Annotated in this window: 21 protein-coding genes; 11 read left to right on the forward strand and 10 right to left on the reverse strand. The window is 70.7% G+C overall.

The features are described from left to right. The gene (locus tag ABD256_RS10015; protein WP_344415968.1) at positions 1–1191 is read left to right on the forward strand and encodes an acyl-CoA dehydrogenase family protein; all 1191 of its coding nucleotides are present in this window, start codon (positions 1–3) and stop codon (positions 1189–1191) included. Positions 1192–1475: 284 nt separating this feature from the next. On the opposite strand, the gene ABD256_RS10020 is transcribed toward ABD256_RS10015, so the two are convergent. Continuing rightward, entirely contained in the window at positions 1476–1775 is a 300-nt protein-coding gene (locus tag ABD256_RS10020; RefSeq protein ID WP_344416204.1) for an MmcQ/YjbR family DNA-binding protein, read from the reverse strand. Positions 1776–1777: 2 nt separating this feature from the next. Between ABD256_RS10020 and ABD256_RS10025 the strand changes: the two genes are divergently transcribed. After that, positions 1778–2188 carry a pyridoxamine 5'-phosphate oxidase family protein gene (locus tag ABD256_RS10025; protein WP_344415970.1) on the forward strand — a complete coding sequence of 137 codons (411 nt, stop codon included), beginning with the start codon at positions 1778–1780 and terminating at the stop codon, positions 2186–2188. Positions 2189–2201: 13 nt separating this feature from the next. Here ABD256_RS10025 and ABD256_RS10030 read toward each other — a convergent pair whose 3' ends face one another. Then, positions 2202–2414: a hypothetical protein gene (locus tag ABD256_RS10030; RefSeq protein ID WP_344415972.1), complete on the reverse strand. Its 213-nt coding sequence runs from the start codon at positions 2412–2414 to the stop codon at positions 2202–2204. A gap of 181 nt (positions 2415–2595) precedes the next feature. Between ABD256_RS10030 and coaE the strand changes: the two genes are divergently transcribed. Next, positions 2596–3786, forward strand: a complete 1191-nt coding sequence (gene coaE / locus ABD256_RS10035; RefSeq protein ID WP_344415974.1) for a dephospho-CoA kinase — start codon at positions 2596–2598, stop codon at positions 3784–3786. 219 nt (positions 3787–4005) lie between these two features. Then, positions 4006–6309: an excinuclease ABC subunit UvrA gene (locus ABD256_RS10040; RefSeq protein ID WP_344415976.1), complete on the forward strand. Its 2304-nt coding sequence runs from the start codon at positions 4006–4008 to the stop codon at positions 6307–6309. Here ABD256_RS10040 and ABD256_RS10045 read toward each other — a convergent pair. Further along, complete coding sequence (locus tag ABD256_RS10045) at positions 6295–6828, reverse strand: ribonuclease FAU-1 family protein (protein WP_344415978.1); 534 nt, start codon at positions 6826–6828, stop codon at positions 6295–6297. The genes ABD256_RS10040 and ABD256_RS10045 overlap by 15 nt on opposite strands. An 84-nt stretch (positions 6829–6912) precedes the next feature. Here ABD256_RS10045 and ABD256_RS10050 point away from each other — a divergent pair, with 84 nt between their 5' ends. The 3 genes from ABD256_RS10050 (at position 6913) to ABD256_RS10060 (ending at position 10995) form a co-directional block, all read left to right on the forward strand. Beyond that, the gene (locus ABD256_RS10050) at positions 6913–8124 is read left to right on the forward strand and encodes a DUF5685 family protein (protein ID WP_344415980.1); all 1212 of its coding nucleotides are present in this window, start codon (positions 6913–6915) and stop codon (positions 8122–8124) included. A 57-nt stretch (positions 8125–8181) separates the two neighbouring features. Then, on the forward strand, positions 8182–10335 hold the full coding sequence (gene uvrB, locus ABD256_RS10055) for an excinuclease ABC subunit UvrB (protein WP_344415982.1): 2154 nt from the start codon (positions 8182–8184) through the stop codon (positions 10333–10335). Between the two features lie 174 nt (positions 10336–10509). Then, positions 10510–10995 carry a hypothetical protein gene (locus ABD256_RS10060; RefSeq protein WP_344415984.1) on the forward strand — a complete coding sequence of 162 codons (486 nt, stop codon included), beginning with the start codon at positions 10510–10512 and terminating at the stop codon, positions 10993–10995. 64 nt (positions 10996–11059) lie between these two features. Here the strand turns inward: ABD256_RS10060 and ABD256_RS10065 are convergent, their stop codons facing one another. Next, a complete protein-coding gene (locus tag ABD256_RS10065) occupies positions 11060–12493 on the reverse strand; it encodes a S28 family serine protease (protein ID WP_344415986.1) in 1434 nt (477 codons plus the stop codon). Between the two features lie 82 nt (positions 12494–12575). Then, on the reverse strand, positions 12576–14000 hold the full coding sequence (locus ABD256_RS10070; RefSeq protein WP_425546425.1) for a S28 family serine protease: 1425 nt from the start codon (positions 13998–14000) through the stop codon (positions 12576–12578). A 245-nt stretch (positions 14001–14245) separates the two neighbouring features. On the opposite strand from ABD256_RS10070, the gene ABD256_RS10075 reads away from it, so the two are divergent. Together ABD256_RS10075 and ABD256_RS10080 are read left to right on the forward strand one after the other, a co-directional pair. After that, complete coding sequence (locus ABD256_RS10075) at positions 14246–14746, forward strand: SRPBCC family protein (RefSeq protein ID WP_344415991.1); 501 nt, start codon at positions 14246–14248, stop codon at positions 14744–14746. Beyond that, entirely contained in the window at positions 14746–15783 is a 1038-nt protein-coding gene (locus ABD256_RS10080) for an LLM class F420-dependent oxidoreductase (protein ID WP_344415993.1), read from the forward strand. The genes ABD256_RS10075 and ABD256_RS10080 overlap by 1 nt, the downstream gene beginning before the upstream one ends. Here ABD256_RS10080 and ABD256_RS10085 read toward each other — a convergent pair. Then, positions 15773–16417, reverse strand: coding sequence for a response regulator transcription factor (locus ABD256_RS10085; RefSeq protein WP_344415995.1), 645 nt, complete (start codon positions 16415–16417; stop codon positions 15773–15775). The two genes, ABD256_RS10080 and ABD256_RS10085, sit on opposite strands and share 11 nt — an antisense overlap. Then, positions 16357–17742, reverse strand: coding sequence for a sensor histidine kinase (locus tag ABD256_RS10090; RefSeq protein WP_344415997.1), 1386 nt, complete (start codon positions 17740–17742; stop codon positions 16357–16359). The genes ABD256_RS10085 and ABD256_RS10090 overlap by 61 nt, the downstream gene beginning before the upstream one ends. A gap of 170 nt (positions 17743–17912) precedes the next feature. On the opposite strand from ABD256_RS10090, the gene ABD256_RS10095 reads away from it, so the two are divergent. Further along, complete coding sequence (locus tag ABD256_RS10095) at positions 17913–18572, forward strand: VC0807 family protein (RefSeq protein WP_344415999.1); 660 nt, start codon at positions 17913–17915, stop codon at positions 18570–18572. Continuing rightward, positions 18565–19293, forward strand: coding sequence for an SDR family NAD(P)-dependent oxidoreductase (locus tag ABD256_RS10100; protein ID WP_344416001.1), 729 nt, complete (start codon positions 18565–18567; stop codon positions 19291–19293). Before ABD256_RS10095 ends, ABD256_RS10100 begins: the two co-directional genes overlap by 8 nt. On the opposite strand, the gene ABD256_RS10105 is transcribed toward ABD256_RS10100, so the two are convergent. The 3 genes from ABD256_RS10105 to ABD256_RS10115 form a co-directional block, all read right to left on the reverse strand. Next, positions 19277–20041 carry an enoyl-CoA hydratase/isomerase family protein gene (locus tag ABD256_RS10105; protein ID WP_344416003.1) on the reverse strand — a complete coding sequence of 255 codons (765 nt, stop codon included), beginning with the start codon at positions 20039–20041 and terminating at the stop codon, positions 19277–19279. The genes ABD256_RS10100 and ABD256_RS10105 overlap by 17 nt on opposite strands. A 64-nt stretch (positions 20042–20105) precedes the next feature. Continuing rightward, complete coding sequence (locus ABD256_RS10110) at positions 20106–21062, reverse strand: ABC transporter permease (protein WP_344416005.1); 957 nt, start codon at positions 21060–21062, stop codon at positions 20106–20108. Further along, a complete protein-coding gene (locus ABD256_RS10115; RefSeq protein ID WP_344416007.1) occupies positions 21059–23947 on the reverse strand; it encodes an alpha/beta fold hydrolase in 2889 nt (962 codons plus the stop codon). The genes ABD256_RS10110 and ABD256_RS10115 overlap by 4 nt, the downstream gene beginning before the upstream one ends. Positions 23948–24196 lie beyond the last annotated feature (249 nt).

Below are 24196 nucleotides of genomic sequence, written 5' to 3' on the forward strand. Positions count from 1 at the left end.
ATGACCACGCTCGAAGACCAGCTGACCGCGGACTTCTACGACTACGAAACCCTGTTGTCCGAAGAGGAGCGCAAGGTACTGGTGCAGGCGCGCACCTTCATGCGCACCGAGATCAAGCCGATGGTGAACGAGGCTTGGGCGAAGGGGGAGTTCCCGAAGGAGCTGATCGCCAAGTTCCGCGAGCAGGGCCTCGCCGGAGTGCCCTACGAGGGTTACGGCGATCACCGGCCCGCGGCGAGCAACCTGCTCGTCGGCATGATGTCGATGGAGCTGACCCGCACCGACCCTTCGGTGTCCACCTTCTTCGGTGTCCACAACGGACTCGCGATGTACTCGGTGTACGCGGGCGGAAGCCAGGAGCAGCGCGACCGCTGGCTCCCGCCGATGGCCGCGATGGACAAGATCGGCGCGTTCGCGATGACCGAACCGCTCGGTGGCTCCGACGTCGCGGGCGGCATGCGCACCACGGCGAAGCGCGAAGGTGACACCTGGATCCTCAACGGTGCCAAGAAGTGGATCGGCAACGCCACCTTCGCTGACCTTGTGATCGTGTGGGCCCGCGACGTCGACGACAACAAGGTGAAGGGTTTCGTCGTCGAGAAGGGCACTCTGGGTTTCGTCCCGGTCAAGATCGAGAACAAGATCGCGTTCCGGATCGTGGAGAACGCCGAGATCACGCTCACCGACGTCCGAGTCCCCGAGACGAACCGCCTGCAGGGCATCGATTCCTTCCGCGACGTCGCGGAGATCCTGCGCGCCACCCGCGGCGGTGTCGCGTGGCAGGGCCTCGGCGTGATGATCGGCGCCTACGAGCTCGCGCTGGACTACGCGAAGGAGCGCAGGCAGTTCGGCCGCCCCATCGCGAAGTTCCAGCTCGTGCAGGACCTGCTGGTGAAGAGCCTCGGCAACATCACCGCCTCGTGGGGCATGCTGGTCCAGCTCGCCAGGCTGCAGGACGCGGGGATCTTCAAGGACGAGCACTCGTCGCTGGCGAAGGCGTTCGTCACCTCCCGCATGCGCGAAGTCGTCGCGTGGAGCAGGGAGATCTTCGGCGGCAACGGGATCGTGCTCGATTACGACATCGCCCGCTTCTTCGCCGACGCCGAAGCGATCTACTCGTTCGAAGGCACCCGGGAGATGAACACCCTGATCGTCGGCAAGGCGATCACCGGGGAGAGCGCGTTCGTCTGAGCCGTTCGTCGTGAGAAGCCGCCTCCGCGCAGTCCTCTTCCGCGCGGGGGTGGCCGCTCGTCGCGACGGGGCGTCCGCCCGCGGAAACCCGCCTGCGAGTGTCGTACCGCGGTGCTACAACGGTGTTACTCCAAACAGCGGGGTGGGACGGATGACAGCGGGAGCGAGGCGCTTCGCCCGGCACTGCCGGGACGGGTTCTCGCGTGCCGACGAGCACCGGGAACCGGCAGCACCGAAGGAACCAGCCACGGGGGAGGAAGAGCCTGTTAACGAGGGGGAGCCGGTCAGCGGAGGCTCGCGCGCTGAGCGCGAGTGAGCGAGGCGAGTACCAGGTCGTAGGAGTCGTCGACGAGGCTGAGCACCAGGTCGTCGGGTACCGAGCCGTCGAGCAGCACGGTGTTCCAGTGCCGCTTGTGCAGCCGGTAGCCCGGGGTGATCGCCGGGTGGGTGGCGCGCAGCCGTTCGGCTTCATCGGGGTCACCCTTGAGGCTGATCCGTGGCGGTTCGTGAGCGGGCCGCAGGATCGCGAAGATCTTGCCCGCCACGGTGAACGCGAAGATCCCGTCATCGCGGAAGGGAGTGATCGATGAGCGGCATCGAGCTGAGCCGAGACGTCACGGACAGGCTGGCCAAGGAGACGGTGGGCTGGCTGGTCACGGTGAATTCGAAGGGACAGCCCCAGGCCTCGCCGGTGTGGTTCCTGTGGCACGGCGGCCTGCTGTGGGTGCAGAGCCAGCCGGACGTCGGGAAGACCCGCAACATCGGAGCGGGCCCGAAGGTGGCGTTCCACCTCGACAGCGACGGGCACGGCGGCGCCATCGTGTCCATCGACGGCACGGCCGAACTGGGCGGCACCCCGGCGGACGGGTACCGCGAGGCGTACGCCGCCAAGTACGAGCACCTGATCACCGGCGCGTTGAAGACGACGGTGGAAGGATTCTTCGGCGACTACTCGGTGCCGATCGCGGTCACGCCCGCGCGCGTGCGGGCGTGGTGACAGTGCGGGGGGCTCAGGTGGTGGCGGGCGCCCAGGCCCGTTCCTGAGCCGCTACGACGGCGCGGCGGCGGAGGCCCGCGAGGCTGTGCTTCGCGGGCACGAGCAGCGCTCGCCACCAAGTGCGGCGGAACTCGGTCAGCGCGTCCTCGACGGGGCGATGCATGACGCAGTGCACGAGCCCCGGCGTGCCGAGCCGGTGCCTTCCGGCGTGCTTGCTCGAGGGCATCGTTCCTCCGTGTGGGCTACCTTCGCGCCGCACGGTACGCAACGGCCGCGAAAATCGGCGGTAACCCATCGGCGTGTCACCCATATCAGTTGAGTCACGGGCCTTGTTGATCTTGTGAAACACCCATCAGTGGGTGCGGCCCGCGCCGCGGGTCCACGACCGTGCTGGTTGAATGCGGCCCATGTTGCGTGTCGGGTTGACCGGGGGCGTCGGAGCGGGCAAGTCGACGGTGGCCACGCGCCTCGCCGAGCACGGCGCGGTGGTCGTCGACGCCGACCGGATCGCCAGGGAGGTGGTCGAGCCGGGCACGGAAGGACTCGCCGAACTGGTGACCGCGTTCGGCGAGGACATCCTCACCGCCACCGGTGCGCTCGACCGGCAGGCGCTCGCCGCGAAGGCGTTCGCGAGTGACGAGGCTCGCCGAACGCTCAACGCGATCACGCACCCGCGCATCGGCGCCCGCACCGCCGAGCTGATCGGCGAGGCCGCGCCCGACGCCGTCGTGGTGCACGACGTCCCGTTGCTCGTCGAAGGCGGTCTCGCGCCGCACTACCACGTGGTGGTCGTGGTCGACGCGCCGGTGGAGACCAGGGTGCGCCGCCTGGTCTCCGCGCGCGGGATGGCGGAGGACGACGCACGCGCCCGCATCGCCGCACAGGCCACCGAGGCCGACCGCAGGGCGGTCGCCGACGTGTGGCTCGACAACGGCGGCCACGAGGACGCCGTGCTGTCCGAAGTGGACTCGTTGTGGGCCGACCGGCTGGTGCCCTTCGAGGCGAACATCCGGCTGCACCGCCCCCGCGCGGCGAGCTCACCGCGCCTGGTGCCCCACGACCCCGCCTGGCCCGTGCAGGCCGCGCGCGCGATCGCCCGCATCCGCGCCGCGGTCGGGGACCGCGCCCGGCGCGTCGACCACATCGGCTCGACGTCGGTGCCGGGCCTGCTCGCCAAGGACGTGCTCGACCTGCAGCTCACCGTGGACTCGCTCGACCGCGCCGACGAACTCGCCGACGCGCTGACCGCGGCGGGCTTCCCGCCCGCGGCGGGCGACTGGCGGGACGACGCGCAGGACGGTACCGGCACCTGGCCGAAGCGGTTCCACTACGGCGCCGACCCCTGCCGCGCGGTGAACCTGCACGTCCGCTCGCCGGAGACGCCGGCGTGGCGGCTCGCGCTGCTGTTCGCGGAGTGGCTGCGGCAGAACCCCGGCGAACGGGATGCGTACGCCGCGGTCAAGGAGGGCCTCGCCGACGCGCACGCCCACGACGGCACGGTCGAGCCGTATGCGGAAGAAAAGCAGGGCTGGGTCAACGCGGCGTTCCGCCGGGCCGAGGACTGGGCCGCTCGCTCCGGCTGGACGCCGGAAGGCTGACCGGCCTTCGCGGAACCGGGGCCACGATCGGCTGGTCGGCATACCCCCAGCACGTCGATGCCGACCAGCCTCGTGGCGGGAGCTCCCCTCTTGCTCCTGCGCCCTCTCCGACGTAACAAGAGGCGATTCGGTTCACGCAGATAGCAAGAGTGGCCCCCGTCACCCGATCCGACGACTGGCGGCGGGATTCTGTCGGGGGTCTTCGCTACGTTCCGCCGTATGGGCACCCCTGTACTGCCGCCGCCCGCGCCCACCGCGGGCGATCACATCGTGATCACCGGCGCACGCGAAAACAACCTGAAGAACGTCTCGCTCGAGATCCCGAAAGGCCTGCTCACGGTCTTCACCGGGGTGTCGGGCTCCGGCAAGTCCTCGATCGTGTTCGGCACGATCGCGGTCGAGTCGCAGCGCCAGCTCAACGAGACCTTCGGCTGGTTCGTCCGTAACCGGCTGCCCAAGTACGAGCGCCCGCGCGCCGAGGTGATCGACAACCTCACGACCGCGATCGTGGTCGACCAGAAGCCGGTCGGCGGCAACGCGCGCTCCACGGTCGGCACGATGACCGAGATCAACCCGATCCTGCGCGTGCTGTTCTCGCGGCACGGCGCACCGAGCGCGGGCCCGTCGAACGCCTACTCGTTCAACGACCCGAGCGGGATGTGCCCCGGCTGCGACGGGCTCGGGCGCACCACCACCGTCGAGCTGAGCCGTTTCCTCGACGAGCGGAAGTCGCTGAACGAAGGCGCCTTGCGGTTCCCGACCTTCGCGCCGGGCACCTTCCAGTGGCAGCTCTACGCCCAGTCGGGCCTGTTCGACCCGGACAAGCCGGTCGGCGCGTTCACCGCGGACGAGCGCGAGCTGCTGCTGCACGGCGGCGGGTTCAAGGTCGAGCGGCCCGGCAAGACGGGCAAGTATCAGAACGAGTACGAGGGCGCGGTCCGGCGGTTCACCCGCCTGCACCTCAACCGCGACGCGGGCGAGGTCAAGGAAAAGCACCGCGAGGCGTTCGGCGAGATGGTCGCGGAGGGGCCGTGCCCGGTGTGCGGCGGCGGCAGGCTCTCGGCGGCGGCGCTGGCGTCGAAGATCGGCGGGCACTCGATCGCCGACTACTGCGCGATGGAGGTCAGCGACCTGATCGAGGTGCTTTCCGCGCTCGACGATCCTGTGGCCGCCCCGGTGGCGCGCGCCGCGCTGGCCGCGTTGCGCCGCCTCGAGGACATCGGGCTCGGGTACCTCACCCTCGGCAGGGAAACCTCGACCGTGTCCGGTGGCGAGGGGCAGCGGCTGAAGACGGTCCGGCACCTCGGCAGCAGCCTCACCGGCATGACCTACGTCTTCGACGAGCCGAGCGTCGGCCTGCACCCGAGGGACGTCCACCGGCTGACCGAGCTGCTGATCGCCTTGCGGGACAAGGGGAACACGGTCCTGGTCGTCGAGCACGACCGGGACGTCATCGCGGTGGCCGATCACGTCGTCGATCTCGGCCCGGGCTCGGGTGCCGCCGGTGGCGAGGTCGTGTTCGAAGGCACGGTGGCCGGGCTCCGCGCCGCGGGCACGGTCACCGGGCGTCATCTCGGCAGGACGCCCGAGGTCAAGGCCGAGCCCCGTGCGCCGCGTGGCTGGTTCGAGATCGGCGACGCGCGCCGGAACAACCTGAAAGGGGTCTCCGTGCGCGTGCCCGAGGGCGTGCTGACCGCGGTCACCGGGGTCGCGGGCTCCGGCAAGAGTTCGCTCTCCGGCGAGTTCCGCGCGCGGTTCCCGGACGCGGTCATGGTCGACCAGTCGGCGATCGGGGTGTCCAGCCGGTCGACCCCGGCGACCTACGTCGACATCTTCGACCAGGTGCGGGCCCTGTTCGCCAAGGTGAACGGCGTGTCGCCCGGGATGTTCAGCTTCAATTCGACCGGCGCGTGCCGCGGCTGCGGAGGGCGCGGCGTGCTCGAGACCGATCTCGCCTTCCTCGACCCGGTCACCGTCACCTGCGAACAGTGTGAAGGCCGCCGCTACGCCGACGAGGTGCTCGAACACCGCGTGGGCGGCCGGACCATCGTGGACGTGCTGGGCATGACGGTGGAGGACGCGCTGGGGTTCTTCGACGATCCGGTGATCCGGCGGCGGCTGGCCACGTTGCACGAGGTCGGCGTCGGGTACCTGACCCTCGGCCAGCCGCTGTCCACGCTGTCCGGCGGCGAGCGCCAGCGCGTCAAGCTCGCGCACCGGCTGCGCGAGACCGGCACCGTGTACGTGTTCGACGAGCCGACCACCGGGCTGCACATGGCCGACGTGCGCGCGCTGGTCGGCCTGCTCGACCGGCTGGTGGACGCGGGCAACACGGTACTGGTCGTCGAGCACGACCCGGACGTGATCGTCCGCGCGGACTGGGTGGTCGACCTCGGCCCGGAGGCCGGGCGGCACGGCGGGGAGGTGATTTTCGAAGGCACGCCCGCCGATCTGCTCGCCGCGGAGGGCTCGCACACCGGTGAGTTCCTGCGGCGCGACCTCGCGCGCTCAGTCCCGGTCTGAGCGGGGATGCCGCCGCCAGCTCACCGTGATGTCCATTGTGGACAGCCAGGCGCCGAGCCGGTGGCCGTGGCGCGCCAGCCCGTCGACCGCGGCGTAGGTCCGTTCGAGCGCGGTGGTGGCGCGCTGGTCGTCGACGTGGCCGTGGCGCGCGGCGGCGAGCAGTTCGTCGGTGTCGAGCACTTCGAGGCCGCGGCCTTCGCGCAGCACGATGTCGAGGTAGAGATCGGTGGCGAACCAGCGCGAGCCCTCCCGCGCCACCTCGACGACGTCGAGGTAGAAGTCCTGGTCGCGTTCGTGGCCGGGGGAGAACCAGAAATCCGTGATCCGCAGGCCGAGCTCGGGCAGCAGCCACGACTCCAGGTAGTGGAACTGCGCGCGGCCGGGGGCAGGGCGGGCGAGGTACAGGCCGAACGGCTCCACCCGGAACTCTTCGACTTCGCGGGAGATCCCCTTCGGATCGGTGTTGGTCCGCCGGTCCAGGTCGAAGATCTCGAGCTTGGGCGGGTGCACGTCGGTCATGCCGCCATCCTGCCGTGCACCGCCGAGACGACGGGTGAACCGGCGCTAGGGTGTCCGCGTCGGGATCGACCTCTGGGGGAGTTCGTGTTCGGGATCATCCGTCCTTGCCGTCACCGGCTGTCCGAAGGCTTGCACGCGGATTGGCTCGCGCACCTGTGCGGGCTGTGCCTCGCGCTGCGCGACGAGCACGGCCAGCTCGCGCGCGTGGTCACCAACCACGACGGACTCGTCGTCTCCGCGCTCGTCGAGGCGCAGGTGCCCGGCGGCAGGCGGCGCGCCGGGCCGTGCCCGCTGCGCGGCATGCGCGGCACCTCGGTCTCGCACGGCGACGGCGCGCGCCTCGCGGCGGCGGTGTCGCTCGTGCTCGCGTCCGCGAAGATCGGCGACCACGCCGAGGACGGTGACGGCGTGTTCGGCCGCCGGGCCGTCGCGGGCGCCGGGCGCAGGATGGCCGCGCGCTGGACCCGGCAAGCCGGCCGCACCGGAGCCGGTCTGGGATTCGACACCGCGGTGCTGGCCGAGGCGGTCGCGGGGCAGGCCGGACTCGAGCGCGCGATCGGGACGGGGGACCCGGTGCTGGTGGCCACCGGGCCGACCGAGCGCGCGACGGCCGCCGCGTTCGCGCACACCGCCGTCCTCTCCGGGGTCGCCGCGAACGAGGCGCCGCTGCGGGAAGCGGGGCGCCTGTTCGGGCGCGTCGCGCACCTGCTGGACGCGGTCGAGGACCAGGCGGAGGACGAACGCACCGGAGCCTGGAACCCGCTGGTGGCCACCGGAACTTCGCGGGCCGGGGCCAGGCGACTGTGCGACGACGCGGTGCTCGGCGTCCGGCTCGCGCTCGACGAGGCCGTGTTCGCCGATGCCACGCTCGTGCACGCCCTGCTCGTCCACGAGCTGCGGCACTCGGTGGCCAGGACGTTCGCCCGCGCCGCGTACCCGGGAGGGCCGTCCCAGCACGGGCCCCAGGGGTCACGGGGCGCGCGGCCGGCGCCCGGACAGTGGGCGGGGCCACCCGGCGCACCCGGGCCAACGGGCCCGCCGGAGCCGCCGTCCGGCGGTGCCCCTGACCCGTACTACGACGGGAAGGGCGGCGGCTGCTGGGTGCCGAGGTTCCGGGTGCCCGCGGTCCGGCGCAACCTGGTCTTCGGCTGCGCCGTCGCGGCGTACCAGTGCGGCACGTGCCAGGTCTGCTGCCGCGACCCGTACCCCGGCCCGTGGAGCGGGAAGCCGATCGACGCCAGCCGGCCGGACTGCTGTGACGGGTGTGACTGCTGTGACTGCGCGTGCGACTGCTGAGCCTGTCCGGACCGTGGGCCGCTGAAACTGTCGGTGCCTGCGCCTACCCTGGTCCTCGTGGCTTTCGCAACCGAACACCCCGTGCTCGCCCAGTCCGAGTTCCGCCCGATCTCCGAGGTGCCCCGCGCCGACGGGAAGTTCACGGTGGTCAGCGACTACAAGCCGGCCGGTGACCAGCCCGCCGCGATCGACGAGCTGGAGCGCCGGATCAGGGCGGGCGAGAAGGACACCGTGCTGCTCGGTGCCACCGGCACGGGCAAGTCGGCCACCACCGCGTGGCTGATCGAGCGCGTCCAGCGGCCGACGCTGGTGATGGCGCCGAACAAGACGCTCGCCGCCCAGCTCGCGAACGAGCTGCGGGACCTGTTCCCGAACAACGCGGTCGAGTACTTCGTCAGCTACTACGACTACTACCAGCCCGAGGCGTACATCGCGCAGACGGACACCTACATCGAGAAGGACTCGTCGATCAACGACGACGTCGAGCGGCTGCGCCACTCCGCCACGATGAACCTGCTGTCCCGGCGTGACGTGATCGTGGTCGCGAGCGTGTCGTGCATCTACGGCCTCGGCACCCCGCAGTCCTACCTCGACCGTTCGAGCAAGCTCGTGGTCGGCGGCGAGGTCGACCGGGACACGTTCCTGCGGGCGCTGGTGGACGTGCAGTACACGCGCAACGACGTCGCGTTCGCCCGCGGCACGTTCCGCGTCCGCGGCGACACCGTCGAGATCATCCCGGCGTACGAGGAGCTGGCGATCCGGGTCGAGTTCTTCGGCGACGAGGTCGACAAGTTGTACTACCTGCACCCGCTGACCGGCGACATCGTCAGCGAGGTCGACGAGGTCCGCATCTTCCCCGCCACCCACTACGTGGCGGGCCCGGAGCGGATGGAGCGGGCGATCAAGGGCATCGAGGCCGAGCTGGAGGCGCGGCTCGCCGAGCTGGAGAAGCAGGGCAAGCTGCTGGAGGCGCAGCGGCTGCGCATGCGCACCAGCTACGACATCGAGATGATGCGCCAGGTCGGGTTCTGCTCCGGGATCGAGAACTACTCGCGGCACATCGACGGCCGGGAAGCGGGCACCTCGCCCGCCACGCTCATCGACTACTTCCCGGAGGACTTCCTGCTCGTGATCGACGAGTCGCACGTCACCGTGCCGCAGATCGGCGGTATGTACGAGGGCGACATGTCGCGCAAGCGGAACCTGGTCGAGCACGGGTTCCGGTTGCCGAGCGCGGTCGACAACCGGCCGCTGACCTGGGAGGAGTTCTCCGACCGGATCGGCCAGACGGTGTACCTGTCGGCCACGCCCGGCCCGTACGAGATGGGGCAGGCCGGCGGCGAGTTCGTCGAGCAGGTGATCCGGCCGACCGGGCTGATCGACCCCGAGGTGATCGTGAAGCCCACCGAGGGCCAGATCGACGATCTCGTGCACGAGATCAGGGAGCGCGCGGAGAAGGACGAACGCGTGCTGGTCACCACCCTGACGAAGAAGATGGCCGAGGACCTCACCGACTACCTGCTCGAACTGGGCATCAGGGTGCGGTACCTGCATTCCGAAGTGGACACTCTGCGCCGGGTGGAGCTGCTGCGCCAGCTGCGCGCCGGCGACTACGACGTGCTCGTCGGAATCAACCTGCTGCGCGAGGGGCTCGACCTCCCCGAGGTGTCGCTGGTGTCCATTTTGGACGCCGACAAGGAGGGTTTCCTGCGCAGCGGGACCTCGCTGATCCAGACGATCGGCCGCGCGGCGCGGAACGTGTCCGGCCAGGTGCACATGTACGCGGACAAGATGACCGATTCGATGCAGCACGCGATCGACGAGACGAACCGCCGGCGCGCCAAGCAGACCGCGTACAACACCGAGCGCGGGCTCGACCCGCAGCCGCTGCGCAAGAAGATCGCCGACATCCTGGACCGGGTCTACACCGAGGCAGAGGACACCGAGGAGGTCGCGGTCGGCGGGTCCGGCCGCAACGCCTCGCGCGGCAAGAAGCCGGAGCAGGGCGGCGGCCGCAGCTCGGGTGTGCTGGTGGACAAGAACGTTTCGAAGATGCCGCGCGCCGAGCTGGCGGATCTCATCCAGCAGATGACGGACCAGATGATGCAGGCCGCGCGAGACCTGCAGTTCGAGCTGGCCGCCCGGCTGCGCGACGAGATCTCGGACCTGAAGAAGGAGCTTCGCGGTATGGACGCGGCGGGCATCAAGTAGACCGGAGCCGGACGAGGACGCGCCCGCCGCCGGTCGTGTGCGTTCCCCGCTCGTGGTGCTCCCACCGTGGCCGCCGTTCCGCTACGGGTTTCGGCGCTGGACCGATGCCCTAACGTGCCCGGTTTTCGCTCGAAGGGTTCATCCCCGGGCCGGAACCAGGAAGCGCGCCCTACGGTGGAGATCGATGCCGCGTGGCGGAAGAGCTCTGCTCGACCCCGCGCGGCCCGGCGGTTTCGCGGAAATTCGAAGGGCGCGTGCGGAATGAGTGTGTTTTCCAAGGTGTTCGCGACCGTCGCGGTCTCGGGTGCCATCGGCGCGAGCGCGCTCGCTGGCTCCGGTACCAGCGAGGCGGCGACGACGTACAACTTCCGGTTCTCCCAGTTCGGCTCGTACGTGGCCGATATCTGCATCGTGACCGACGCCGACAACGTCTGCTCGGGCAAATGGCCTTATAACAAGTCCGAGGTGAAGCAGGTGAAGGCCAACAGCCCGGACGGGTGGAAGTGCGAAGGCCGTGTCCAGGGCGGAAAGGACCTGTTCTCGGGACCGTTCAGCCGCAACGAGTTCAAGGAGTGCATCATGAGCGGCCTCGTCGGAACGCATTCCATGAAGCTCGAGCGGCCCGACGGCTCGACGAAGCTCGTCGCCACGGCCAATTGAACGTGGCCATGACTGGCGCGAAGAAGGGGCCCGCTACGCAGCGGGCCCCTTCTTCTGCGCGCGGTCAGAACTTCGGGCGGTCGATCATCATCAGGTCGGCGTCGAACTGCGGGAACCCGGCGGGCGCGCTCGGCGCGGAGAACGTGCGGGCGTCCGGGGCCTGTTCGGGCAGCCCCGCCCACTTGCGGACGGTCGCGGTGGCCGCGGCCGCCTGATCGGCGGGCAGTTGTGCGATCTTGGCGCCGTGGTTGCCCTTCGGCACCGTGTAGACGTGGTTGTCGCTCCACGGGAACCTCGCCGGTGCGAACCGCTCCGCGCCCCACGGGTCGTATTCGCCGTAGACGTAGAGCATGTCCTTCGCCTGGGTGCGAACCCAGAAGTCGATGTCCGGCATCGCGAAGTGGTCGAACTTCGGCCGCTTGACCTCCTTCGGCAGGAAGGTCCACGGCACGAACGTGCCCGGGTAGCGCAGCAGGTCACGCAGGTGCGCGTCGTAGGTTTCGTACCAGCCGAGCTGGTAGGAGGCCTGGTAGTTGTACGCGATGGTGCTCGCGCCCTCCTGGTCCGCGTACCCGGTCAGGCTGTCGACCTTCTCGAACCAGGCGTAGAGGTCCTTCGCGGGCGCGCCGGGCTTGGGCACGTTCGCGCATTCGGTCGGGGGCTGGTACTGCCAGAAGGTGAAGTAGGTGTCGGTGATGATCAGCTCGATCGCCTTGTCTAGCGAGCCGACGACGTTGTACGTGTAGCCCTTCTGGTCGGACACCTGCTTGACGAGCCCGCCGAGTTCGTCGCGGCGCTTCAAGGCGTCGCGCTGCACGGCCTTCACCGCGTCGCGGCAGCCGGGGTCGCCGACCTTCGACAGGAACTTGTTGTACGAGTCGTGCTCGTTGACCACGTCGTTCGGGGCGACGTAGGGGATCGTGCCGTTCACGTCGTTCGGGAAGAAGCGGCGGAAGTAGGTGGCGGTCATACCGCCCTTGCTGCCGCCGGTGGCGAGCCAGTTGGCGTGGTAGACCGATTTGAACGCCTGCACGATGCGGTGTTCGTCGACGGCGGCCTGCCAGATCGTGAGCTGCTTGTGCCAGTCCGTCTTCGCCGGGATGGACGGCGTGAAGTAGCGGTACTCCATGGAGACCTGGTTGCCGTTGACGATCTGGGTCGGCTCGGAGCGGTTCGGCGACTCGGAGACGTTGTAGCCGCTGGTGAACATCACCGTCGGCGCGGTGACGTCGCGGTGCAGCAGGGTGAGCCGCTGCTCGAAGGTGCCCGCCTTGGGGTTGGTGTAGTCGGCGGGCTGGGTGTAGGTGAGCTTGAAGAAGCGGTACCCGGTCGGTGCCGGGTCCTCCGAGACGATCTTGAGCCCGGGGATCTTCTTGAGCGCGACGGTGATGTCCTCCGGTGCGCCGCCCGGCGCCGCCGACGCGACGGGCTGGGCGAGGCCGGTGATCGCGAGCATCGCGACCGCGGCCGTCAGGCCTTTCTTGAACCAGCTGTGCATGGGTCCTCTCCGAGAATCTCCGGAAACGGGTGAGCCAGCGGAAAGGGGGCCCGCGAAGGCGGGCCCCCTTCCCCGGCCGCGATCAGAACTTCGGGCGGTCGATCATCATCAGATCGGCGTCGAACAGCGGGAACCCGGCGGGCGCGCTCTGCGTGGAGAACGCGCGGGCGTCGGGGGCCTGGGCCGGGAGCCCCGCCCACTTGCGGACGGTCGCGGTGGCCTCGGCCGCCTGCTCGGCCGGCAGCTGCGCGATCTTCGAGCCGTGGTTGCCGGCCGGGACGGTGTAGGCGTGGTTGTCGCTCCACGGGAACTTCGCCGGTGCGAACCGCTCGGCGCTCCACGGGTCGTTGCCGCCGTAGACGTAGAGCATCTGCTTCGCCTGGGTGCGGACCCAGAAGTCGATGTCCGGCATCGCGAGGTAGTCGAACTTCGGCCGCTTGATTTCCTTCGGCACGAACGTCTTCGGCACGTCCTCGCCCGGGTAGCGCAGCAGGTCGCGCAGGTAGCTGTCGTACGCCTCCGGCGCGCCGAGCTGGACGGCTGCCTGGTAGTAGTAGGGCACGAAGCCGACGAGGGCCTGGTCGGAGTACCCGGTCAGGGCGCCCACCTTTTCGAACCAGGCGTAGAGGTCCTTGGCGGGCGCGCCGGGCTTCGGCACGGTCGCGCAGTCGGCCTGGGTCTGGTACTGCCAGAACGCGAAGTACGAGTCGATGGTGGAAAGCTCCAGCGACTTGTCGATCGAGCCGACGATCTTGTAGGTGAAGCCGTTTTCCTTCGAGGCCTGCTCGGCGAGCGCGCCGAGTTCGTCGCGGCGCTTGAGGGTGTCGCGCTGCACGGCCTTGAGCGCGTCGCGGCAGCCGGGGTCGTTGCCGACCTTCGACAGGAACTTGTCGTACGAGTCGAGCGGGTCGATCACGTCGTTCGGGGCGACGTAGGGGATCGTGCCGTTCACGTCGTTCGGGAAGAACCTACGAAAGTAGGTCGCCGTCATGCCGCCCTTGCTGCCGCCGGTGGCGAGCCAGTTGGCGTGGTAGACCGATTTGAACGCCTGCACGATGCGGTGTTCGTCGACGGCGGCCTGCCAGATCGTGAGCTGCTTCGCCCAGTTTTCCGCGGTGGGCCGCGAGGGCGCGAAGTAGCGGTACTCCATGGAGACCTGGTTGCCGTTGACGATCTGGGTCGGCTCCGAGCGGTTCGGCGACTCGGAGACGTTGTAGCCGCTGGTGAACATCACCGTCGGCGCGTCGGTGTCGCGGTGCAGCAGGGTGAGCCGCTGCTCGAACGTGCCCGCCTTGGGGTTCGTGTAGTCGGCCTGCTGCGTGAAGGTCAGTTTGAAGAAGCGGTACCCGGTCGGCGCGGGCCCCTCAGAAACGATCTTGAGACCGGGGATGCGCGCGAGCGCGTCCTTGATGTCTTCCTTCACCGCACCCGCCGCGCCCGCCGCGGCGGGCTGGACGAGCCCGGCGACCGCGAGCACCGCGATCAGGGCCGTCAAGCACCTCGTCAACCACCTACGCATGAACCCCTCCGGGAACCTTCACTCAACGGGGGTCGATTTCCCCCGGATCGAAGCATCCTCACAGAATGGCCGGTGGCGGGCAATGGGCTGGACGGACGCAGACACCCTACGAACGTTTCGAATTGCCTTCGTGATCGATTTTCCGGCGTCCGCGCGAGGGAGTTTTGGCGACTTCACGCGTTCGTGGCGGTACGGTCAGTGTACAGGCGTACCGGTCGGGGAAAGAGAGTGCGATGAAGCTCGCGGAAGGACCCACCACCGAGGTCGAGGTCAGGATCGAAGCCGCACCGGCCGAGGTGTGGCGATGGGTCTGCGACATCGAGTTGCCAGCGCGGTTCTCCAAGGAGTTCCAGGGCGCGAGCTGGCACCCGGACACCGCGGCGCCCGCGGTCGGCGCCCGGTTCGTCGGACGGAACCGCCATCCCCAGATCGGCGAGTGGGAGACCACCAGCCACGTCGTCCGGTACGAGGAGCCGGTGGTGCTCGAATGGGCTGTTCAAGACCCCGCGAACCCGGCCGCGTCGTGGCGGTTCGAGCTCGAACCGGACGGTGACGGCACGCTGCTGCGCCAGTGGGTCCGCCTCGGCCCCGGCTGGTCGGGGCTCACCGTCGCCATCGACCGGAGGCCGGACAAGGAGGACAAGATCATCCAGCGGCGGCTCGACGAGCACCGCGAGAACATGCTGGCCACGGTCGCGGGCATCAAGGAGCTAGCCGAGCGGGCCGCGCGCTGATGCGTGTTTCGATCCAGCTTTCCGCCGAGGCCGCGCCATGGCCGGAACTGGTCGACTACGTGGTGGAGGCGGAACGGCTCGGCGTCGACCTGTGCTGGGTCGCGGAGGCGTGGGGTTGCGACGCTCCGTCGCCGCTGGGCTACCTCGCCGCCAAGACCGAGCGGATGACGCTGGGATCGGCCGTGCTGCAGATCGGGAGCCGGTCGCCGGTGCTGGTGGCGATGACCGCGCTGACGCTGGCCAGGATCTCCGGGGGCCGGTTCGCGCTCGGGCTCGGCGCCTCGGGCCCGCAGGTGATCGAAGGCCTGCACGGCACGCCGTTCGCGCATCCGCTCGGCAGGCTCCGCGAAACCGTCGAAATCATTCGGCGGGTGTTCGCGGAAGGACGCGTGGAATACGAAGGCCGCCATTTCCAGCTTCCGCTGCCGGGGGGAGAGGGCAAGGCCATCCGGCTTAGTCAGCCAACGAATTCCGACATTGCGATCTATCTCGCCAGTCTTTCCCCGGGAATGCTCCGGCTCACCGGCGAGATCGCCGACGGATGGCTCGGCACGAGTTTCGTCCCCGAGGGCGCGCCCGCGTACTTCACCCATCTCGAAGAGGGGGCGCGCAAGGCGGGCCGGGCCGTTTCGGACCTCGACGTCTGCCAGGGCGCCGAGGTCGCGTTCGGCGACGATGTGGCCGAGATGGTGGCGACGAGGAAGCCGGGACTCGCCTTCAGCCTCGGCGGGATGGGTTCGGCCACCAGCAACTTCTACAACGAAGCCTATGCGCGGCAAGGGTTTTCCGAGGTCGCCGAGCGCGTGCAGCGGCTGTGGGTGGCTGGCAGGCGCGCCGAGGCCGCCGCCGCGGTGCCCGACGAGATGGTGCTCGCGACGACGTTGATCGGCACCGAGCCGATGGTCAAGGAGCGGCTGCGCGCCTGGCGGCAGGCCGGGGTGGACACCGTGCGGCTGTACCCGGCCGGCGACACCGTCGACGACCGGCTCTCCACGCTGGCGCGCGCGATCGTGCTGGTTCGCGAGGTCAGCCGTTGAGGTAGGTGAGCACGGCCAGCACGCGGCGGTTGTCGTCGTCCGACGGCGGCAGCCCGAGCTTGCCGAAGATGCTCGCGGTGTGCTTGGTGACCGCGCTGCCGGACAGGTGGAGGCGCTGGGCGATCGCGGCGTTGGAGCGGCCCTCCGCCATCAGTTCGAGCACCTCGCGTTCGCGCGGTGTCAGTTCGGCCAGCGGGCCGCGGCGCGGTTTGCCGGTCAGCAGGCGCGAGATCACCTGCGGGTCCATCGCGGTGCCGCCGTCGGCGACCCGGCGCACCGCGTCGATGAACTGGTCGTCGTTGAACACCCGGTCCTTGAGCAGGTACCCGACCGCGCCAACGCCGTCGGCGAGCAGTTCGCGCGCGTAGAGCTGTTCGACGTGCTGGGAGAGCACGAGCACGGGGAAGCCGGGGCGCTCCTGCCGTGCCGCGAGCGCGGCCTTGAGCCCCTCGTCGGTGTTCGTCGGCGGCAGCCGCACGTCGACCACGGCGACGTCGGGTTCGTGCTCGGCCAGCGCGGCGCGCAGTTCGGGGCCGGTCGCCACGGAGGCCACCACGTCGAAGCCGTAGGCGCTCAGCAGCCGCGCGAGCCCGGTCCGAAGGAGGTAGAGGTCTTCGGCGAGGACAACACGCACGGAACCTCCAGCGTCACGGTCGTGGGGCCGCCGGGCGGGCTCGCCACGGTCAGGGTGCCGTCAAAGGTAGCGAGCCGCCGTCGCACGCCGTGCAGGCCACCGCCGTCCTGATCGGTCGCGCCGCCGCGGCCGTCGTCGGTCACCCAGGCGCGCAGCACGGCACCGGTGTGGCCGAGGCCCACCGTGGCGTGGTCGGCGTCGGCGTGCTTGGCGATGTTCGCGAGCAGCTCGCACAGCGCGAAGTACACGGCGGCCTCGATGGGCGGCTCCGGCGCACCCGGCAGATCCGCCTCGACGGTGACGTCTGCGGGCGTGTCGAGCGCGACCGCGCGCACCGCGTCGACGAGCCCGCGTTCGACGAGCACCGGCGGATGCACGCCGCGGACGAGATCGCGGAGGTCCTGCAACGCGGCCGCCGAGGTTTCCCTCGCTTCGACGACCAGGTCGCGGACCGCCGCCGGATCGGTGTCGAGCAGCCGTTCGACGGTGCGCAACGTCATCCCGACGGCGACCAGCCGCGCCTGCGCGCCGTCGTGCAGATCCCGTTCGATGCGGCGGAGTTCGGCAGCCTGCGCGTCCGTGGCGTGCGCGCGGGTCTCGGTCAGCTCCTGCACGCGCTCGGCGAGCTGGGTGCTCCCCGTCGGTCCCAGCAACGACTTCGCGAACAGGAACTGCGCGCGCAGGAGCGGCCCCGAGGCGGCGCCGAGACCGAAGGTGAGCGCGAGTCCCGCGGGGATCGCGAGCCACACCAGGTCACCCATCCCGGACGTCGGCCACCGCACGGCGTCCCAGAACCCGGTGGGCGCGGCGTAGGGCTGGTGACCGCTGACGAGCACCCACACCGCGGGCCCGGCGAGGAAGGCGTACCCGTACATCACCAGTGCGAGCGGCAGCAGGCCGCACAGCACGGCCGCGATCGGGTTCAGCAGCATCCACACCAGGTCGCGCCAGGTGGCGGGATCGCCGAGCAGGTGGTGCGCCCGCCTGCGCTGCCCGGCGAGGGCGGGCCCGCCGAAGGACCGCAGCTTCCGCACCCAGTCCGGTTCGGACGCCTGCCGTCCTGGCTGGGCGCGGTAGGGCACTTCGATGGTGATCCCGGCCCACGCCTTCGCCCCGCGCCGGTAGCCGTTGGTCAGCTCCCTGCTGTTCTCGATCACCGAGGTCGTCATCGAGACGAGCCCGAAGAACAGCCCCAGCAGCCCCAGCAGGGTGATCAGCGCGGACAGCAGGGTCACCAGCGACAGGCCCGCCAGTTCGAGGCTGGTCCGCCCGTGTTGCCCCTGCCGCCGCAGACCGCTGAGCAAGCGCTGTCCGATTGTCGCCATCCCACCTCCTCGCCCGCCCGAGTGTGACCCATGCGGGCCCGCTGCCGCATGGCATCCGGGCGCACGGCCGGGGTGCACTTTTGTGCACCCCGGCCGGGTTCCCAGGTGGATCCCGCGAGCCGCGGCCGGTTCCTAGGTTCGAAGTCGGGAAGACGGCGGAGGGAACAGACGTGACCGCACCGGTGACGACGAAACAGGAAAAACGCGAAGCCTGGCTGAGGCTCGGCGCGAGCTGGGCGAGCGACGTGATCGTGCCGATCGGGCTCTACTACGCCCTGCGCGCACTGGACGTGAGCATCTGGTGGGCGCTGCTGGCAGGCGGGATCATCCCGCTCTGGCGCACGGTGCGCACCTTCGCGCGGACCCGCACGATCGACCGGATCGGCGGGGCCGTGCTCGTGATGATGGTGTTCGGCACGGTGCTCTCGGTGTTCACCGGCAGCCCGCGGCTGCTGATGGCGCGGGAAAGCTGGGGCACCGGCGTCTTCGGCCTGTGGATCCTCAGCACCCTGCTCGGCGCGGGCGAGCCGTTCCTGCTTTCCGCGCTCTACCGCGTCCTTCCCGCGTCGCAGTCCGAGCACTGGCGCGGGCAGTGGCGGACGAGCGCACCGTTCCGCCGCGCGCTCCGGTGGATGACCGCGGCATGGGGCGTCGCCTTCGTGGCCGACGCGATCGCGCGGGTCGTGATGGCCTGCACGCTGCCATTGGACGTGGTGCCGGTGCTGAGCACGGTGCTCCTGATCGCCTTGCTGGTGGCGGTGAACTTCGCGGGCAAGCGGATGGCGCGCCGCGCCGGGATCGACTTCAAGGCCGGGGAAACCGATGGCTGACCGGGTGGTGCTGGTGACCGGTGGGGCGCGGGGGATCGGTGCCGCGCTGGCCCGCCATCACGCGGCCAAGGGCGCGACCGTGGTGATCGCGGACATCGACGAAAGCGGTGCCGCCGTCGCGGACGAGACCGGCGGCGTGTTCGTCGACGCCGATGTGTCCACAGCGGACGGTACCGGGGCCGCGGTGCGGACGGCGGAGGAACTGGGCGGGATCGCCGTGCTGCACCTCAACGCGGGCATCCCCGGCGGGACGTCCTTCGGGGACGGCTTCGACGTGGACCGTTACCGGCGGGGGATCGGGGTCAACCTGGACGCGGTCGTGTTCGGCATCCAGGCCGCCTTGCCCGGCATGCGGGCGCGCGGCGGGGGCGCGATTCTCGTGACCGCGAGCATCGCCGGGCTGACGCTCTCGGGGGACGTGTTCTACGCGGCGGCCAAGCACGCGGCGATCGGGCTGGTCCGCTCCTGCGCGGCGATGCTCGAAGATTCGCCGATCACCGTGAACGCGTTGTGCCCCGGGTTCGTCAGGACGCCGATGCTCGAACCGTTCTCGCCGCGCCTGGAAGAGGCGGGCGTGCTGGTGGCCGAACCGGCGCTGGTGGGCGAGGCGGCCGACGCGGTGCTCGCCGGAGGCCGCACCGGTGAAGCATGGCCGGTGCAGGCCGGGCAGCCGTTCGAACCGTGGTCCTTCGGCGAGATCGTGCTCAGCCGTTCTTCTTGAGCACGCGCTCGACGTAGGCGGAGATCGACGCGAGCGCCTCATCGGAGGTCCAGATCTTTTCGACGCGCGCGTCGTCGCCTGGCCGCTGTTCGCCGATGCGCTCGATGAACGGCCGGTGGAGCTGTGCCTTGGTGTGGCCGAACGCGTCGGCGCCGAGCGACCCGAGGCGCTCGGCGAGGTCGATCGCGCGCGGCAGCACGGTGTCCTGATCGGACAGTTCGTCGGCGAGACCGAGCCGGAGCGCGTCCTCCCCGTCGTGGACCGCACCGAGGTAGACGAGTCCGCGCAGCGCGCTCGTGCCGAACGCGCAGCGCAGGATTTCCAGCGCTGTCAACGGGAACGGCACGCCGACGAGTAGCTCGGTGACCCCGATCCCGGCCCGCTCGCCGGCGAGCACCCTGCGGTCGCAGGCGGCGGCGAGCACCGCGCCGCCCGCGATGGCGTGCCCGTTCAGCGCGGCGACGACCGGGCGCGGGAAGTCGAAGACGGCGAGGAACGCATCCGAAAGCGCGGGCAGGAATTCGCGGACGTAGCCGGGACCGCCGTCGTCGAGGCGGCGCAGATCGACCCCGGCGGAGAAGATGCCGTCGCGGCCGGTGAGGACGACCGCGGTGCACGAGGACGCCTGCAACTCGCCGAACCGGCTCACCAGTTCGGTGCACAGTTCGGTGTCGAGTGCGTTGGCCTTGCCGTGCGCCAGGCGCAGCACGGCGACCTCGCCCGCGGTTTCGAGGGTGGTCGAGGACATCGCCGTCGGCGCTCCTTCCGGTCGGACCCGCCCGGCCCGCCCAGGGGCGGACCGGGCGGCGGGATCAGCTCGTGACGTCCTTCGTGGCGAACCGGCGACCGGCCAGCAGCAGGAACACCGTCGCGTAGATCGTCGACGAGAGCAGGCCGCTGGCCATGTTCGTCCAGTCGATGTCGGTGGAGATGAGATCGATCCAGGCGAACGAGAAATGCGTCGGGAGGTAGTCGCGCAGGCCCTCCAGCGCGGTGATCTGGTCGAGGATCTGCGAAAGGATCGCGACCAGCACCGCGCCGCCGACCGCGCCGAGCGGCGCGTCGGTCGACACGCTCAGCAGCAGCGCGAGCCCGGCGACCCAGGCCAGCTGCACGATGACGTACACCGTCGCCATCGCGATCGCCAGCAGACTGTCCGGAAAGGACACCGCGTCGCCGGTGGGGCTGATCGCGTCGCCCGCGCCGTAGAAGAGCACGCCGACGCCCAGCGAGACCAGCGGCAGCAGCACGAGCGCGGCCGCCGAGAGCAGCCCGGACACGACCGTTTTCTGCCGCAGCACCCGGTGCCGCGGCACCGGGATCGCCAGCAGGTACTTCAGGCTCGACCACGACGATTCACTCGCGATGGTGTCGCCGAAGAACAGCGCGACGATCATCGGCAGCAGGAACGTGCCCGACACGAACAGCGCCAGCACCACGAAGTTCGGCGCGCTCGCGGTCGCCAGGTCGACGAAACCGCCCGAACGCCGGTTCGGGCTGGACTGCCCGACCGAGAACGCGACCACCAGGATGAACGGCAGCACCGCGACGAACCCGAGCACCAGCTGGGTTCGCCGCCGCTTCAGCTGGCGCCGCAGTTCGACGCTGAGCCGGAGCGTGCGCCCCGCCCGGTAGCCCGCGACCGCGCCGTCCTGCCTGATCTCGGTGCGCTCGTGCTCGGCCGCCTCGGTCAGCTCGTCGAGCGCCGCGGGATCGGTGTGCACCCCGTGGTCCAGCGCCGCGTTGTCCCCGGATTCCGTTCTACTCATGTCGTGTCCTCACCGACCAGTTGGAGGAACGCGTCTTCCAGGCGGCGCCGCGGACCGGCCTGCGAGACCGAAACCCCGGCGCGCACCAGCACGGCCACCGCGTCGGCCCTGGGCAGCCCGTCGAGATCGGCGTGCACGAGATCGCCCTCGACGTCCACTTCGGACACCCCGGTGACCCCGCGCAGCGCGGTCGCGGCCGCTTCGGGGCGGTCCACCCGGAACGTCGCCTCGCCGCCGGCCGCGACGATGTCGCCGACCTCGCCGGAGGCCACCAGCCGCCCGCGGTGCATGACCACGACATGCGTGCAGGTCTGCTCGACCTCGGCCAGCAGGTGGCTGGAGACGACGACCGTGCGGCCCGTCGCGGCGTAGCGCTGGAGCACCTCGCGCATCTGGTGGATCTGCGGCGGGTCGAGCCCGTTGGTCGGTTCGTCGAGCACGAGCAGCTCCGGCAGGCCGAGCATCGCCTGTGCGATCGCGAGCCGCTGCCGCATGCCCTGGCTGTAGGTGCGGACCTTGCGGCGCACCGCGTCGCCGAGCCCGGCGATCTCCAGCGCCTCGGCCACATGGGCCTTCTCGCCCGGCCGCCCGGTGGCGTCCCAGTACAGCCGGAGGTTGGCCTCGCCGGACAGGTGCGGCAGGAAGCCCGAACCCTCCACAAAGGACCCGATCCGGGACAGCACCGGCGCGCCGGGCGAGATCGTGTGCCCGAACACCTTGATCTCGCCCGCAGTCGGCGTGATCAGGCCCATCAGCATGCGCAGCGTGGTGGTCTTGCCCGCGCCGTTCGGCCCGAGCAGGCCGAGCACCTGGCCAGGCTCCACCCGGAAGGACAGGTCGTTCACCGCGGTCAGACCGCCGGGGTAGGACTTCGTCAGCCCGGTGATCACCAGCGGCACCGGGGCCAGTTCCCCGTCGACGCGGTGCGAACGGCGGCGGCGGAACGCGGCGACGAGCGCGATCGCGACGGCGGCGAGCAGGATGCCCGCGATCCCGAGCACCTTCCCGGCCGGCCAGCCGGTGCTGACCGCGCGACCCGGCACCACGGGCACCGAAACCGCGGGCGCGCCGGCGAGCCCGATCCGGTAGGCCGCCGCGGTCGCCGACCCGGCGTAGGACTGGTCCGTGGTGCTGACGGACAGCTGCAGCGCGTGGCCCGATTCGACCGGCCGCACGATGGCGGGCAGCGTCACCGGGACCTCGCGGGGCGAACCGTCGGCGGGCAGGCCGGTGACCCTGATCGGGGCGAGGTTGTTCGACGGCAGCGTGCGCGTGCCGTCGGGGCCGACGTCGTACAGCTTCACGAACAGGACGGCTTCGCCGGGCGCGGTGCCGCCCGCCTGCTGCGCGGACACCGTGAGCCGGACGGTCGAGGCGCCCGCGACGAGCAACTGCGCGTCGAGCGGAGCCGAGGTGAAGCGCGCGGACTGGCCCGGCTGGTCGATCCCGAACAGCCCGGCCAGCCGGGACGAACTGCTCGCGACGCCGTTGAGCCCCGGCATCCCGCTGACCGCGGCCGGGCTCCCGCCAGGCGGGTTCACCACGGTCTGCGGCGGCCCGGACAACGCCACTTCGCGGCGTTCGGTGGCGCCGGAGGCGAGGCCGGGATAGGCGGGCGCTTCCACGCTGCGCACCGACGGCGCGCCGTTGGCTCGCAGCGTGCCCTGCACGTCGTAGGCGAACCCGGTGCCGGGGTCGGTGCCCTTCCCGGCGAGGTGGAACGAAAGCCAGTCGCCGATCGAGGCGCGCAGCTTCGGGCCTGGCTGGCCGCCGTCGTGGCCGCCGGTGTACCAGATCGTCTTCACCCGCCCGCCCGCCGCGGTGATCTGGCGCGCGGTCGCGTCGGACTGGTCGAGCCCGAACAGGGTGTCGTTCTCGCCCTGCACCAGCAGGGTCGGCGCGGTGATCCGGTTCGTCACCGAAACCGGGGACACCCGGTGCAGCAGTGCGGCGGTGCGTTCGCTCATGCGCCCCGTGGTGGCGAGTTCGGTGTAGGCGGCGCAGGCCTCCGCGCTGAACCGGCCGCAGGGGTCGCCGGAACCCGGCCTCGGCGTGATCGCCTGGCTCGGCGGCTGCGCGGCGGCGGCTCCGCCGCTCTGCCCGCCGGTCGCGCCCGCCTGCGAGCCGCTGTCACCGCCCTGCTGGCCCGGTTCCGGCGCTTCGTTCCCGGCGCCGCCCGAGCCGCCGAGCCCGGCCGCGCCGGACCCGGCGGAGAAGAAGATGCCCGCCCACGACTTCTTGAACACGCCGTCGGGGGCGAACGCGCCCGCCGCCGGGGTCGGCGCGCCGGTGCCCGCCGCGTTCGGCACCAGCCCCTGCGCGAGGTCGTTGTAGGTGATCACCGGCGCGATCGTGTCGACGCGCTTGTCCGTGCCTGCCAGCAGCAGCGCCAGCGCCCCGCCGTAGGAGCCGCCGGTGACGCCGACGCGCGGATCGCCCTTGCCGTCCTGGACCACGTCGGGGCGCGCGGCGAGCAGGTCGAGCAGGCGCTGCGCGTCGGCGACTTCGAAACCGGGGTCGTTGAGCGAGATCTTCCCCGTGCTGCGGCCGAATCCGCGCGCGGAGTAGGTCAGCACGACGAACCCGCGCCTGGCCAGCTCCTCGGCCTGGGTCCGTACGCTGTTCTTGTCGCCACCGAACCCGTGCGGGAGCAGGACCGCCGGCGCCGGGGAGGTGCCTGGCCGGTACAGCGTCGTGTCGAGCTGGATCCGGTCGGCGGAGCCCGGCGCGGCCGGGACGGGCACCATCGCGTCCTCGGTGGCGACCGGCGGCGCGGTGTCACCGGAGCGGACCCAGACGACACCGGCACCGGCCAGCACGACGAGCACGAGCACCAGCGTCAGCAGCTTGCCGCCGCGGGTGCGGGGGAGCGGGATTCGGGGCACGGGTTGACCGTATGTGACCTTTCCTGAGAACTCCCCATGGGTGGCGCAACCGGGCGCGCACGCAGCGTGGACGAAGGCGCCGGAACAAGGCTCGCCGGCCGGACGTGACCGACATTACGTCCGACATCCCGGTGACGCGGGTGACCCCGGCTGGCGTTCACGGCGCTGAGCAGTCAAAATGGACATTGCTGTGAGGGGAGTATTCCTCCGCGGCGGTGTCGTCAGCACGGCTGCCCCCGGGCGCCCGGT

The organism is Amycolatopsis minnesotensis (assembly GCF_039529815.1).
Taxonomy (GTDB): Bacteria; Actinomycetota; Actinomycetes; order Mycobacteriales; family Pseudonocardiaceae; genus Amycolatopsis; species Amycolatopsis minnesotensis.

Coding starts and splice junctions, on each gene's coding strand:
- coaE (WP_344415974.1), top strand. CDS start 2,596: ATGTTGCGTGTCGGGTTGACCGGGGGCGTCGGAGCGGGCAAGTCGACG.
- ABD256_RS10015 (WP_344415968.1), top strand. CDS start 1: ATGACCACGCTCGAAGACCAGCTGACCGCGGACTTCTACGACTACGAA.
- ABD256_RS10065 (WP_344415986.1), bottom strand. CDS start 12,493: ATGCACAGCTGGTTCAAGAAAGGCCTGACGGCCGCGGTCGCGATGCTC.
- ABD256_RS10100 (WP_344416001.1), top strand. CDS start 18,565: ATGGCTGACCGGGTGGTGCTGGTGACCGGTGGGGCGCGGGGGATCGGT.
- ABD256_RS10030 (WP_344415972.1), bottom strand. CDS start 2,414: ATGCCCTCGAGCAAGCACGCCGGAAGGCACCGGCTCGGCACGCCGGGG.
- ABD256_RS10110 (WP_344416005.1), bottom strand. CDS start 21,062: ATGAGTAGAACGGAATCCGGGGACAACGCGGCGCTGGACCACGGGGTG.
- ABD256_RS10080 (WP_344415993.1), top strand. CDS start 14,746: ATGCGTGTTTCGATCCAGCTTTCCGCCGAGGCCGCGCCATGGCCGGAA.
- ABD256_RS10025 (WP_344415970.1), top strand. CDS start 1,778: ATGAGCGGCATCGAGCTGAGCCGAGACGTCACGGACAGGCTGGCCAAG.
- ABD256_RS10040 (WP_344415976.1), top strand. CDS start 4,006: ATGGGCACCCCTGTACTGCCGCCGCCCGCGCCCACCGCGGGCGATCAC.
- ABD256_RS10045 (WP_344415978.1), bottom strand. CDS start 6,828: ATGACCGACGTGCACCCGCCCAAGCTCGAGATCTTCGACCTGGACCGG.
- ABD256_RS10105 (WP_344416003.1), bottom strand. CDS start 20,041: ATGTCCTCGACCACCCTCGAAACCGCGGGCGAGGTCGCCGTGCTGCGC.
- ABD256_RS10075 (WP_344415991.1), top strand. CDS start 14,246: ATGAAGCTCGCGGAAGGACCCACCACCGAGGTCGAGGTCAGGATCGAA.
- ABD256_RS10090 (WP_344415997.1), bottom strand. CDS start 17,742: ATGGCGACAATCGGACAGCGCTTGCTCAGCGGTCTGCGGCGGCAGGGG.